The sequence below is a fragment of the Streptomyces sp. NPDC031474 genome (assembly GCF_055581185.1).
This window is the reverse complement of record NZ_JBVIJX010000024.1, coordinates 77,758-90,245: the sequence shown is the minus strand read 5'-3', so window position 1 is coordinate 90,245 and position 12,488 is coordinate 77,758. Positions and strand designations below refer to the sequence as shown.

General features: G+C 69.5%; 11 protein-coding genes and 1 pseudogene. 9 read left to right on the top strand and 3 right to left on the bottom strand.

The features are described from left to right. Position 1: 1 nt before the first annotated feature. From ACZ5SK_RS40140 to htpX, 7 genes are all read left to right on the top strand, one after another. Entirely contained in the window at positions 2-562 is a 561-nt protein-coding gene (locus ACZ5SK_RS40140) for a NuoI/complex I 23 kDa subunit family protein (protein ID WP_334577856.1), read from the top strand. Then, positions 559-1,236 (top strand): NADH-quinone oxidoreductase subunit J family protein, encoded by a 678-nt coding sequence (locus tag ACZ5SK_RS40135; RefSeq protein ID WP_334577855.1) that lies wholly within the window; start codon positions 559-561, stop codon positions 1,234-1,236. Before ACZ5SK_RS40140 ends, ACZ5SK_RS40135 begins: the two co-directional genes overlap by 4 nt. After that, the gene (gene nuoK / locus ACZ5SK_RS40130) at positions 1,236-1,637 is read left to right on the top strand and encodes an NADH-quinone oxidoreductase subunit NuoK (protein ID WP_079660466.1); all 402 of its coding nucleotides are present in this window, start codon (positions 1,236-1,238) and stop codon (positions 1,635-1,637) included. The genes ACZ5SK_RS40135 and nuoK overlap by 1 nt, the downstream gene beginning before the upstream one ends. Further along, the gene (locus ACZ5SK_RS40125) at positions 1,634-3,628 is read left to right on the top strand and encodes an NADH-quinone oxidoreductase subunit 5 family protein (protein ID WP_334577854.1); all 1,995 of its coding nucleotides are present in this window, start codon (positions 1,634-1,636) and stop codon (positions 3,626-3,628) included. The genes nuoK and ACZ5SK_RS40125 overlap by 4 nt, the downstream gene beginning before the upstream one ends. 6 nt (positions 3,629-3,634) lie before the next feature. Beyond that, on the top strand, positions 3,635-5,209 hold the full coding sequence (locus tag ACZ5SK_RS40120) for a complex I subunit 4 family protein (protein WP_334577853.1): 1,575 nt from the start codon (positions 3,635-3,637) through the stop codon (positions 5,207-5,209). Next, complete coding sequence (locus ACZ5SK_RS40115) at positions 5,206-6,744, top strand: NADH-quinone oxidoreductase subunit N (RefSeq protein WP_457495277.1); 1,539 nt, start codon at positions 5,206-5,208, stop codon at positions 6,742-6,744. The genes ACZ5SK_RS40120 and ACZ5SK_RS40115 overlap by 4 nt, the downstream gene beginning before the upstream one ends. 203 nt (positions 6,745-6,947) lie before the next feature. Then, complete coding sequence (htpX, locus tag ACZ5SK_RS40110) at positions 6,948-7,811, top strand: zinc metalloprotease HtpX (RefSeq protein ID WP_468577378.1); 864 nt, start codon at positions 6,948-6,950, stop codon at positions 7,809-7,811. A gap of 984 nt (positions 7,812-8,795) precedes the next feature. On the opposite strand, the gene ACZ5SK_RS40105 is transcribed toward htpX, so the two are convergent. Together ACZ5SK_RS40105 and ACZ5SK_RS40100 are read right to left on the bottom strand one after the other, a co-directional pair. Further along, positions 8,796-9,245 (bottom strand): replication initiator, encoded by a 450-nt coding sequence (locus tag ACZ5SK_RS40105; RefSeq protein WP_334577850.1) that lies wholly within the window; start codon positions 9,243-9,245, stop codon positions 8,796-8,798. 73 nt (positions 9,246-9,318) lie between these two features. Next, on the bottom strand, positions 9,319-9,720 hold the full coding sequence (locus ACZ5SK_RS40100) for a YccF domain-containing protein (protein WP_334577849.1): 402 nt from the start codon (positions 9,718-9,720) through the stop codon (positions 9,319-9,321). A gap of 117 nt (positions 9,721-9,837) precedes the next feature. Between ACZ5SK_RS40100 and ACZ5SK_RS40095 the strand changes: the two are divergent. Beyond that, a pseudogene (locus tag ACZ5SK_RS40095) lies at positions 9,838-10,071 on the top strand (YccF domain-containing protein); the annotation flags it as partial. Positions 10,072-10,195: 124 nt separating this feature from the next. Beyond that, positions 10,196-10,759 (top strand): SMI1/KNR4 family protein, encoded by a 564-nt coding sequence (locus tag ACZ5SK_RS40090; protein WP_334577847.1) that lies wholly within the window; start codon positions 10,196-10,198, stop codon positions 10,757-10,759. Between the two features lie 276 nt (positions 10,760-11,035). Here ACZ5SK_RS40090 and ACZ5SK_RS40085 read toward each other — a convergent pair whose 3' ends face one another. Beyond that, on the bottom strand, positions 11,036-12,310 hold the full coding sequence (locus ACZ5SK_RS40085; protein WP_468577375.1) for an APC family permease: 1,275 nt from the start codon (positions 12,308-12,310) through the stop codon (positions 11,036-11,038). Positions 12,311-12,488 lie beyond the last annotated feature (178 nt).

The window sequence follows — 12,488 nt, the reverse complement described above, 5'->3', positions numbered from 1 at the left end:
CATGGCCCCCATTCCCGGTAGTGGCCTCGCCAAAGGCCTGGCCGTCACCCTTCGCACGATGACGCGCAAGACCGTCACCGAGCAGTACCCGGACGCCCAGCCCGACCTCCCGCCCCGGACCCGGGGCGTCATCGGCCTGTTCGAGGAGAACTGCACGGTCTGCATGCTGTGCGCCCGTGAGTGCCCCGACTGGTGCATCTACATCGACTCCCACAAGGAGACGGTGCCGCCCGCCGCCCCGGGCGGCCGTGAGCGCAGCCGCAACGTCCTCGACCGGTTCGCCATCGACTTCTCCCTGTGCATGTACTGCGGTATCTGCATCGAGGTGTGTCCTTTCGACGCCCTGTTCTGGTCCCCGGAGTTCGAGTACGCCGAGACCGACATCCACGAACTCACCCACGAACGCGACAAGCTCCGCGAGTGGATGTGGACCGTCCCGGCCCCGCCCGCCCTCGACTCCGCTGCCGAGGAGCCAAAGGAGATCGCGGCAGCCCGCAAGACGGCCGAGAAGCTGGCGGCGGCCAAGGCCGAGCCGAACGAAGCCCAGGGAGGAGCATCGTGACCCTCTCTCAGGCGCCCCACGGCTTCCTCTCCCCGACCGGCGTCGAGATCGCCTTCCTGCTGGTCGGCCTGGTCACCTTCGGCGCAGCCCTCGTCACCGTCACCACCAAGCAGCTCGTGCACGCCGCCCTGTGGCTCGTGGTCACCCTCGGCGGTCTCGCTGTCGAGTACCTCCTGCTCACCGCCGAGTTCATCGCCTGGGTGCAGGTCCTCATCTATGTCGGTTCCGTCGTCGTCCTCCTCCTCTTCGGTCTGATGCTCACCAAGGCCCCCATCGGCCGCTCCTCGGACGCGGACTCCGGCAACCGCTGGGCCGCCCTCACCGTCGCCGTCGCTGCCGCGGCCGCCCTGATCTGGGTGGTCGTCGACGCCTTCCGCGCCACCTGGATCGACCTGGACGGCCCCGCCGCCGGCTCCACCGAGGTCACCGGAGCGAGCCTCTTCCAGAACTGGGTGCTTCCCTTCGAGGCCCTCTCCGTACTTCTCCTCGCGGCACTGGTCGGCGCGATCGTCCTGTCCCGCAAAGCGAAGGCGGAGTCGAGCTCTCCCCCTGTGAACGCCCGGCCCACCACCAAGAGTTCCCCTCCGGTCACGGAGAGTTCCGAAAAATCTGGGAGCCCCTCGGCCGTCCCGGACAGCCGCGCGAACCCGACCGAGCAGGAAGGCGCCCGCTGATGCACCTCGCCTATCCCGCCGTCCTCTCCGCCCTCCTCTTCTGCACCGGCCTGTACGGCGTCCTCGCCCGCCGCAACGCGATCCTGGTCCTGATGTCGGTCGAGCTGATGCTCAACGCCGTCAACCTCAACCTGGTCGCCTTCGACGTCTGGCTCAGCAAGGCCGCCGAGGAGACCCTCCACTCCGGCCAGGCCCTGACCCTGTTCACCATCGCCATCGCCGCCGCCGAGATCGGCATCGGCCTGGCGATCGTCCTCGCCGTCCACCGCAATCGCGGCACCGCGGACATCGACCGGCTCCGCGACACCGCCGAGGGCCACGAGAGCCCCGGAGCCGACGGCCCCGACAGCGACACCCCCGCGACCGGAACGGCCACCGAGAAGGCTGAGGCCACCGCGTGACCACGACCACCCTCGCCGTCCTCGTCCCCCTCCTTCCGTTCCTCGGCGCCGCCGCCGGACTGCTCCTGGGCCGCACCACCCCCGGATTCGTCCGCCCCCTCGCTGTCCTGCCGACCCTCGCCGCCCTCGTGCTGGCCGCGGTCGTCGCCGTACGCCAGGGCGGGGAAGCCTCCGTCGACGCGGCCACCGAGCTGACCCCCACCGGTTCCGTCCCCGTCGAACTCGCCCTGCACATCGACGGCTTCGCCGCGCTTGTCGCCGTCCTGGTCGGCATGGTCGCCATCTGCGTGCAGATCTACTCGACCGGCTACCTGCGCGAGGACCCGCGCTACCCCTCCTACGCCGCGCTCGTCTCCCTGTTCACCTCCGCGATGCTGCTGGTCGTCTACTCCGGCGATCTGATCGTGCTGCTGGTCGGCTGGGAAATCATGGGCATCTGCTCCTACTTCCTGGTCGGCCACTACTGGGAGACCCCGGAGGCCCGCGCCGCCTCAATCAAGGCCTTCCTGGTCACGAAACTCGGCGATGTCCCCTTCCTCATCGGCCTGTTCGCCCTCGCCACCGACGCCGGCTCCTTCGAGATCACGAAGGTCCTCAGCACCGTCGCCCACGGCGGACTCGACCATCCGACTGTCGTCGCCCTGCTGCTCCTCGCGGGTGTCGCCGGCAAGTCCGCGCAGTTCCCGCTGCACACCTGGCTCCCGGACGCGATGGCGGGCCCCACACCCGTCTCCGCACTGATCCACGCCGCGACGATGGTCGCCGCCGGTGTCTACTTCATCGCCCGCCTCCTCCCGGTCTTCGAGGCCTCCTCGGCCGCGATGCTGGTCCTCGCCGTGATGGCCGCCGTGACGATGGTCGGCTCAGGCCTGGCCGCGCTCGCCCAGGACGACATCAAGCGCGTCCTCGCCTACTCGACGATCGGCCAACTCGGCTACATGACCGGCGCCCTCGCCGTCGGCGACCGCGGTGCCGCCGTCTTCCATCTCCTCTCGCACGGTGCTTTCAAGGCGCTGCTGTTCCTCGCCGCCGGCGTGATCATCCATGCCGCCGGAACCAACTCGCTGGCCGCCATGTCCCGCATGAGCCACCTGCGCGACCGCATCCCCGACGCCTACTGGACGATGACCGTCGCGCTCCTCGCGCTCGCCGCGATCCCGCCGTTCAGCGGCTTCTTCTCCAAGGAGTCCGTCCTCGGCGCCGCCGAGGACGCCATCACCGGACACAGCGAGCACGTCCCCGGCGCTGCTGGTTGGCTCGTCCTCGTCGCCGGCCTGCTCACCGCCTTCCTCACGGCCGCCTACGCGGCGCGTCTGTGGCTGCTGGCCTTCTGCGGCCGGGGCGCCGAAGCCCCCGACCACGGACGCCAGCCCCTGACCATGACCGTGGTGCTGTGGGTGTTGGCCATCCCGTCGCTAGCCCTCGGCGGGTTCGCCTACCGCACGCTCCCCGACTGGTTCGACGGCAACGATCTCGCGCCGACCCTCACCACCTCCGTCCTCGGCACAGGCGTGGCCCTGGCCGGCGGACTCCTCACGTATGGGGCCTGGCGCCACCTCACCGGACTCGCCGCGCGCGTCCCCATCGGCGCGGTCGCCGCCCATCCCGAGGGCGACGCGGCCCAGGTCGAGGCCGAGGCCATCGCGACGCACGCGCCCGCCTACGGAGACGTGGCCTCCGCCCCCGACCCGGCGGACCCCGGGCGGCTCCTGCTCGGCCCGCTGCACCGCCACGCCGCCGCCGGCTTCCACCTCGACGCCGTCTACCAGGCGCTGTTCGTCCGCCCCGTGCAGGCCGGTGCGAGCCTCGTGCGCTTCCTCGACCGCGAGGTCGTCGACACCTACGTACGCGGCGCGGGCGCCCTGCCCCGCTGGCTGGGGGCCGCCGTACGGCGCGCCCAGACCGGCAACGTCCAGACCTATGTGAGCGCGCTGCTCGCCGGCACCGTCGTCCTGGCGGTCGCCGCCCTTCTCGTAGCCTCGGGAGCGTGAGCAGGCGTGATCGATATCAACGAGTCCGTGATGCAGTTCCTTCTGGCGTTCATCGTGGTCGGTCCGCTCCTCGGCGCCGCCGCCGCTCTCCTCCCGGCCCCGCCCGGACTGAAGGGCAGGTCACCCGAGCAGGCCGTGCTCCGGCACGGCGTGACCGTGACCGGCGTGATCCTCATCGCGGCGATCGTCCTCGCGCTCGGCTTCGACCACGACCATCCCTCGAAGATGCAGGCCAGCACGGACATCAGCTGGATCCCCGCACTCGACGTGCGCATCCACCTCGGCATCGACGGCATCTCCCTCCCCCTGCTGGTCCTGACCGCGCTGCTGACCTTCCTCTGCGCGCTCTACTCCTACTTCAAGATGCCTGCGGGCCCGTCCCCGAAGGCCTTCGTCGCTCTCGTGCTCGTCCTCGAGTCCGGCACCCTCGCGACCTTCGCCGTCCTCGATCTGCTGCTGTTCTTCCTCGCCTTCGAGATGGTCCTCATCCCGATGTACTTCCTCATCGCCCGCTGGGGCGGCGCAGGCCGGACCCAGGCGGCCTGGAAGTTCATCCTGTTCACACTGCTCGGATCCGTGGTCATGCTGCTCGGCCTGCTCCTGATCGGAATCAAGGCGGGCACCTTCGACATGGTGGCACTCGCCACTGACAACGGCCGGTCGCTGACTACATCCGTGCAGGTCATCGCTGTTCTGGCGATCGGGATCGGGCTCGCGGTCAAGACGCCGATGTGGCCCCTGCACAGCTGGCTGCCCGACGCCCACACCGCCGCCCCGACCGTCGGCTCGGTCCTGCTGGCCGGCGTTCTGCTGAAGATGGGCACATACGGGTTCGTCCGGATTCTTCTGCCGATTGCGCCCGACGGCTTCCGCACCTTCGCGCCCTACCTCGCCGCGTTCGCCGTCGTCGGGATCATCTACGGATCCCTCGCCTGCCTGGCCCTCGCCAAACAGGGCGCGAAGGGCGACCTGAAACGCCTGATCGCCTACTCCTCCGTCGGTCACATGGGCTTCGTCCTGCTCGGCATCGCGACCATGACCCCGACCGGTGTGAACGGCGCCCTGTTCGCCAACATCGCCCACGGCCTCATCACCGGCCTGCTCTTCTTCCTGGTCGGAGCCCTGAAGGACCGAACGGGCACGACCGATCTGGACACCCTCGCCGAGCAGACCGGCGCCGCCCTGTACGGCAGGACCCCCCGCCTCGGCGGCCTCCTCGCCTTCGCGGCCGTCGCCTCGCTCGGCCTGCCGGGACTCGCCGGGTTCTGGGGCGAGATGCTGGCCCTGTTCGGCGCCTTCGACCCCGCCGACGACCTCAGCCGCCCCGCCTTCCTCACCTTCACGGCGGTAGCCGCGTTCGGCACGCTGCTGACGGCCGCCTACCTGCTCACCGTGGTCCGCCGGGTCTGCATGGGCACCGTCCCGCAGGACGCCCCACACCTCGCCGACGTGCAGACCTACGAGTTCGCGGCCTGGACCCCGCTCGTCGCCCTCACCGTCGTCGCCGGCCTGTGGCCCAAGGCCCTCCTCGGCCTGACCGACCCGGCCGTGCAGCAGCTCCTCGCAGGAGGCACCCGATGAGCTCCTTGGTCCAGCCTTCGGTCGCCCAGCCCCTGGCCGAGTCGGTGGTCCAGTCCGTCGACTGGCAGGCCATCGCGCCGCCCACCCTCGCGGCGGTCGTCGCGCTCGTGGTCCTCGTCGCCGACCTCTTCGTCGGCGAAGCCCGCAAGCCGCTTCTCGGCTGGCTCTCCGTCGCGGGCCTCACGGCCTCCGCGGCCCTCCTCCTGCCCCTCCTGGACGGCGACCGCTCCACCTTCTGCCTCACCGGCGACCCCAGCGCGTGCAGCTACACCGCCGACCGCTTCACCCTCGTCATCCAGTTCCTGGTGCTCGGCGGAGCACTGCTGGCGGCCCTCCTGTCGGTCACCGCCCTGAAGGACGCGCGCGGGAGACTCCCCGAAGGGGAGTTCTGGTTCCTGCTGCTGTCCTCCGCCGCCGGCGCCGCCCTCCTGCCCGCCTCCCGCGACCTCGCCACCCTCGTCGTCGCCCTGGAGGTCGCCTCCCTGCCCGCCTTCGCCCTCGTCGGCATCAGGCACGGCGACCGCAGGTCCTCCGAGGCGGCCCTGAAGTTCTTCCTGTCGTCCGTCACCGCGACCACCGTCAGCCTCCTGGGCATCAGCTTCGTGTACGCGACGACCGGAACCCTGTACCTGACCCAGGTCGCCGACCGCATCCAGCACGTCGACGGCCAACTGCACACCCTGGCCCAGACCGGCGTGGTCCTCACCCTCATCGGCTTCGCCTTCAAGACAGCCGCCGTCCCCTTCCACTTCTGGGTCCCCGACACCTACGTCGGCGCCCCCCTGCCCGTCGCGGCCTACCTGTCGGTCGTCGGCAAGGCCGTCGGCTTCTCCGGCCTCATCCTCGTCACCGTCATCGGCTTCCCCTCCTACGCCGACGTCTGGGGCCCCGCCCTCGCCGCGCTGGCCGCCCTCACCATGACCGCCGGCAACGTCGGCGCCCTCCGCCAACAAGCCACGCGCGCGTACAGCGCCGTACGCCTCCTCGCCTGGTCCTCCGTCGGCCAGGCCGGCTACCTCCTCGTACCGATCGCCGCCGCCGCGTACTCCGACGACGCCGAACACGCGATCGGCTCCACCGTCGCGTACGCCCTCATGTATGCCGCCGTGAACCTCGGCGCCTTCGCGGTGGCCGCCCTGGTGGGCCGTACGAGCACGACGAACCGGATCACCGACTACCGGGGCCTCTACGCCAGAAACCCCGCGGCAGCCCTCCTTCTGGCCTTCTTCCTGCTCTGCCTCGCAGGACTGCCGCCCGGCATCATCGGCCTCTTCGCGAAAGTCACCGTCTTCTCCGCGGCCGTCGACGCCGGCCTCGGCTGGCTCGCCGTCGTCATGGCCGTCAACGTGGTGATCGCCCTGTACTACTACCTCCAGTGGACGGCCCTGCTTTTCCGTGCCCCCGAGGGAGAGTCGGAGAAACACCGCGTCCCCGCCCCCCTCACAGCCGCGATCACCCTCACCGCGGCCCTCGGCATCGCCCTGTCCGGAGCACCCCAACTGGTCCTGCGCTTCGCCGACACCGGCCTCTTCTGAGCCTCCACGCGCGCGTACACCCCGTCCGCACCCGGACGGCCCACGCCCCTGCCCCCCAGGCACAAGGGAACTAGTGCCTCCCGCCTGGCGTTGACCAGTACGGGAAGGTGCACTGGATGTGACACCACGGCACCAGTGCCACCGGAGAACAGCAAGATCCGCAAGCAAAGGGTTCCCCTGCTGCACGACTTGGAGGGCGTACCGTGCACCGCCGGCACAACGGGCTCAGGACCGCAGTACTCCTCGGGGGACTGTCCGCACTCATCATCGTCATCGGCAGCTTCTTCGGCCGCACCGGGCTCGTCGTCGCAGTCCTGATCGCGCTCGGCACCAACGCGTTCGCGTACTGGAACAGCGACAAGCTGGCGCTACGCGCGATGCGCGCCCGCCCGGTGAGCGAGTTCGAGGCCCCCGCCCTCTACCGGATGGTCCGCGAGCTCTCCACCCAGGCCCGCCAGCCCATGCCCCGCCTGTACATCTCCCCGACCGAAGCGCCCAACGCCTTCGCGACCGGCCGCAACCCGCGCAACGCCGCCGTGTGCTGCACGGACGGCATCCTGCGCCTCCTCGACGAGCGCGAACTGCGCGGCGTCATCGGTCACGAGCTCAGCCACGTCTACAACCGCGACATCCTCATCTCCTCGGTCGCCGGCGCGCTCGCCTCCGTGATCATGTTCCTGGTCAACTTCGCCTGGCTGATCCCGATCGGCCGCTCCGACGACGATGACGGCCCCGGCATCCTCGGCATGCTCCTGATCATGATCCTGGGCCCGCTCGCCGCAAGTCTCATCCAGCTCGCGATCAGCCGCTCCCGGGAGTACGAGGCGGACGCCTCGGGCGCCCAGCTCACCGGTGACCCACTGGCCCTCGCGAGCGCCCTGCGCAAGCTGGAGACGGGCACCAAGCAGCTTCCGCTGCCCCCTGAGCCCCGCATCGAGACCGCGAGCCACATGATGATCGCGAACCCCTTCCGCCCGGGTCAGGGAATCTCCAAAATGTTCTCGACGCACCCGCCGATGGCGGACCGCATCGCCCGGCTCGAGAAAATGGCTGGTCGCCACCATTGAAGACCATCCTGAACGTCATCTGGCTGATCCTGAGCGGCTGAAGCTTCGGAAGAGAGACTTTTCCACGCCGACAAGGCAGCGTTCACGCGACTCCAGGTGCCGTCTGACGCCCAGGTGTTGAATTGCTTCGAGGCTTGGATCGTGGCACCCGTTTCCTTGGGCACGTTGGGCCACGACTTACCGGCCCGTGCCGTGCCTTGTGGAAGATCGCCTCTACAGAACGATGGACCGTGCCCCCGTGCCCCTCGGGCAGTAGGGGACACCACCGCGCCTGTCATCAGGCACCGCGCCCGTGATGGTGACCTTCAGTTCCAGCATGGACAAGACGGCCGCTAGTTGCGCTGGAGCCATGTCCGGTAAGGACTTCTTCGCCATGCTCGCCGGCGCGCAGCCGCAGGACTGCCGGCTGGTGTCTTTGGGCGCGTTACCGGTTGCACCGGTAGATCCATCGTTGGCCGCTACTGAGCTTCGCTGTTTCGGCGAGCTTGCGTCGTAGCTCTGCTCTTTGTTCCTCGGTCAGGATCCGAGGCAAGTCGATCCTGACTGAGTCTCCCCAGAGGGGATCGCCGTTCTCGTCCTTCCTGGCATGCTTCCCACTTCCCAGGTCTTGCCGGAGCGTGCAGTGGTCACTTCGCTGACGAGGCGAATGGTGGCTTTCCGCAGGTTGAGCCCCTCGCCGACCACTAGGTCGTACACGCGCTTGACGACCTTTGCCTCGTCCCCGTCGTTCACCACGTACGAGCCAGGAGTCCCCTTGTTGGCGATGCGGTAGCCGCAAGAAGCGCGCCCACATCTTCTTGCGCCCCTCGGTGGTGGTGTTGTCGTAGTCGTCGGCGACGACGGAGACGAAGACGCCGATGTCTTCCAGAGCCCAGACCCAGAGCCAGACGGCACGGCCCTTGCGACCGATCACACGGCCGTCCGGCACGACCACGATGCCGAAGGGACGCGGGGTGTGCTTCTATCGGGCGCGTCGACTCCTAGTCAGTCGGCCGGCCCCGGGGCGGTGGCAGCGGCTGCCGGGGGTTTGTCTGAACTCCCAAGGTAGCGCGTGTTTCTGACGTTGCGTCGGGTTTTCTGCGGGTTCGTCCGCCGAAGTGTCTGTGGTCCGAACGGAACTCGCAGGATGGACCCGCGCGGTGGCAGAAGAGGGCGTTTGTCTGGGAGCCAGATGGCCTTCGTCTCAGTCACTGGATCCACGCCCGTTGTTGCGCCGGCTCCCGGCTCAACGCCCGCGTATCGCCACCGGGCACCCGTGATCGTGTCGGAAATGCCGGTGTGGCCGACGTGGTGAGCGCGTTCGGCGCGGAGTGCTGCGTAGGTGGTGGAGCAGGCGCGGGATTTGGTGAGGATGTGGTCCCGGCAGCCGAGGGTGTGGGTCCTGGCCCGGAGGCGGCGAGACTCGTACTCGGGAGACGGCCGAGCCGCCAACACACGCGCAGGAGAACGCGAACGTGTTCGCTCACGGGTACCTGGGTCGATGCCGTCCCAGTAGGCGACTTTGTGGTCAGCGTTCGCCGAACCGCTGATCTGTCGGCACAACCTCGCGCCCCAGCGGCATGAGCGAGATCGGGATCAGCTTCAGATTGGCCCACCCGAACGGGATCCCGATGATCGACAGGAACAGCGGGATGCTCGTGACGAGGTGAGCCAGAGCCAGCCACCAGCCCGCGAAGATCACCCAGATCACGTTCCCGATGAACGACCCGGCTCCAGCGCCCGGCCGCTCCACAGTGGTGCGGCCGAACGGCCAGATGACGAAGCCGGCGATACGCAGCGACGCGATGCCGAATGGGATGGTGATGATCAAGACGAAGCAGATGATCGCCGCGATCAGGTAGCCGATCGCCATCCAGATGCCACAGAAGACGAGCCAAATGATGTTCAACAGCAGGTTGAAGAGCTTCATGGTCGGTACCTCTCCAGGTCAGTCCATCGGCATGCCTGCTGTCACCAGTATCAGCCGGTCAGGCGTTCAGGCGGAACCGCAGCGCCCTTGTGGCGTGATCGGGAACGTACGGAGACCATCCCGCTCGGTATCGCCGCCTTTCGGATCGGGATCTTCGCTCTCTCGCTGTCGGCTACACGACGGTCGAGCGCCGCGACGGGGGCCATCGGCGACATCGTCACCGGCCTCCTCCTCGGCGTCGCGATCATCGGAATTCCGTTCGACATCGCGAACTTCAAGCTGATTCCGGTCTCGCTGTTCCCCCTCGGCCGCGAAAACGTGACCACCGACCGGCTGTTCGCCTCGCGCTGACTGCGTCGGCCCGAGCTGCTCGCCGTCCATAACCGGTCCGTGTTGCGCCGCGGTCGGTTGTCCACAATGAGCGAGTTATCCACAGGCCGGCCCGACTGTCAGTGGCGGCTTGCATCATGAATGCATGACCGAGAACGAGCAGTTGCTGGCAAGGGTGGCGGCCAAGGCGGCCACCGCCCGCCCGTGGGGCTGGCCTTCGCTCCCCGACCCCGTGGACGAGGCCACCCTCTCCCGTGCCGAGGCCGCCCTCGGCTTCCGCCTGCCCCCACTGCTCGCCGACCTCTACCTGCGCATAGGAGACGGCGGATTCGGCCCGGAGTACGGCCTGCTGCCCCTGTTCGACAGCCCTCCGGCCGGCGAACCCGCCGCCGTCACCCAATACCTCGCCAACCGCGAGAGCGGCCGCCAGGACCCCGACTGGCCCTGGCCCGAGGGCCTCCTGCCGATATCCCACTGGGGCTGCGCGATGTACGCGTGCGTGGACTGCCACTTCCCCCAGGCGACGGTCCTGCTGTTCGAACCCAACCCGGGCGACCCCGACCACGCCTGGTTCGTCGACGCCCCCAGCCTCACGGACTGGCTGCACGCCTGGCTCGACGGCACCGGCTGGTACGACGTCATGGATGAGGACCTCAGTCTGACGCCCTGGACCGAGTTCCGAATACGCACGCCGGCGACCCGGACCTGACGTCACACAGAACACAGGAGAGGTGCGCGAGGGGAGAGGGCGTAGAGCAATTCGGCACCGTGGACGGCAGCAGCAGCCGGCTGCCGCGCGCGCGTAGACCGGAGGCCTCCCACCGCCGTCCGCGCGACCGCACGTCCATTGAGCGCGCCCTACGAGAACCCGCTCACCCGGCGCCCCACAGGAACCCGCTCATCCGCCGCCCTACGGGAACCGCACAGCCCACCTTCGGCCCCGCAGTCCCGACCCCGACTCCGACCTTTGCCCGACCCCCTACGGCTATCGCGCGCCCGACCGCCGCCGTACCCCGTATGCGAGCACGCCCACAGTGAGCACCCCCGTACCCACGACCACCGAAGTCCCCGGCAGCGCGAATGCGAGGACTGCGCAGCCCAGGAGCCCCACGGCGGGCAGTACCCGCCTGGCGGGGGCCGAATCCAGCGTCCAGGCCGACGCGTTGGCCACCGCGTAGTACGCCAGCACACCGAAGGAGGAGAACCCGATAGCGCCCCGGACATCCACCGTGGCGGCCAGGACCGCGACCACCGAGCCCACAGCGAGCTCGGCGCGGTGCGGCACCTGGAAGCGCGGATGGACGGCCGACAGGACGCCGGGCAGGTGCCCGTCCCTCGCCATCGCCAGCGTCGTGCGCGAGACGCCCAGGATGAGGGCGAGCAGTGAGCCCAGCGCGGCCACGGCCGCGCCGACCCGCACCACAGGCACCAGCCCGGGCACCCCCGCCGCCCGCACCGCGTCGGCCAGCGGCGCACCGGCCCGTCCGAGGCCGTCCACTCCCAGCACGGAAAGGACAGCGACCGCCACACACGCATACACAGCCAGCGCGATCCCCAGGGCCAACGGGATCGCGCGGGGGATGGTGCGCGCGGGGTCCCGCACCTCCTCGCCGAGGGTCGCGATGCGCGCGTACCCGGCGAAGGCGAAGAACAGCAGGCCGCCGGCCTGCAGTACCCCGCCGACACCCCCGGAGACTCCGATGTCCAGCCGCCCCGCGTCGGCAGCGCCGGACGACAGGCACACGACCACCACGGAAGCGAGGACCGCCAGGACCACCGCCACGATCGCCCGCGTCAGCCAGGCCGACTTCTGGATGCCGCCGTAGTTCACCGCGGTCAGCGCCACCACTGCCCCGACGGCCACCGCGTGCGCCTGCCCCGGCCAGACGTACGCCCCGACCGTCAGCGCCATCGCCGCACAGGAGGCCGTCTTCCCGACCACGAACGACCAACCAGCCAGATACCCCCAGAAGGCGCCGAGCCGCTCGCGCCCGTACACATAGGTGCCGCCCGAGGCCGGATACAACGCTGCGAGTCGCGCCGACGACATGGCGTTGCAGTAGGCGACCAGTGCGGCGAGCGCGAGGGAGAGAAGCAGCCCGGAGCCCGCCGCGTGCGCGGCGGGAGCGAGGGCGGCGAAGACGCCCGCACCGATCATCGAGCCGAGCCCGATGACCACGGCGTCGCCGACGCCCAGTGTCCGCCGCAGCTCGGCAGGCGAACCGGCAGGCGAACCCGCGGGCGATCCGGACTGAGTCATGGGCCGCACCCTACTGACCGACGGAACCACCGGGTGCCGTCGTGGCGTCGTCCACATCAACACCGCACGAACCCGCGTGCGACGAAGCACGCGGGGCACGGGGCACGGCGAGACGAGCACGGCCCGTCCGGAGCGAGCGACATCACAGTGCCCGGACGGCACGGGCACAGCACGGAAG

Coding starts and splice junctions, on each gene's coding strand:
- ACZ5SK_RS40140 (WP_334577856.1), top strand. CDS start 2: ATGGCCCCCATTCCCGGTAGTGGCCTCGCCAAAGGCCTGGCCGTCACC.
- nuoK (WP_079660466.1), top strand. CDS start 1,236: ATGCACCTCGCCTATCCCGCCGTCCTCTCCGCCCTCCTCTTCTGCACC.
- ACZ5SK_RS40115 (WP_457495277.1), top strand. CDS start 5,206: ATGAGCTCCTTGGTCCAGCCTTCGGTCGCCCAGCCCCTGGCCGAGTCG.
- ACZ5SK_RS40100 (WP_334577849.1), bottom strand. CDS start 9,720: ATGAAGCTCTTCAACCTGCTGTTGAACATCATTTGGCTCGTCTTCTGT.
- ACZ5SK_RS40090 (WP_334577847.1), top strand. CDS start 10,196: ATGACCGAGAACGAGCAGTTGCTGGCAAGGGTGGCGGCCAAGGCGGCC.
- ACZ5SK_RS40085 (WP_468577375.1), bottom strand. CDS start 12,310: ATGACTCAGTCCGGATCGCCCGCGGGTTCGCCTGCCGGTTCGCCTGCC.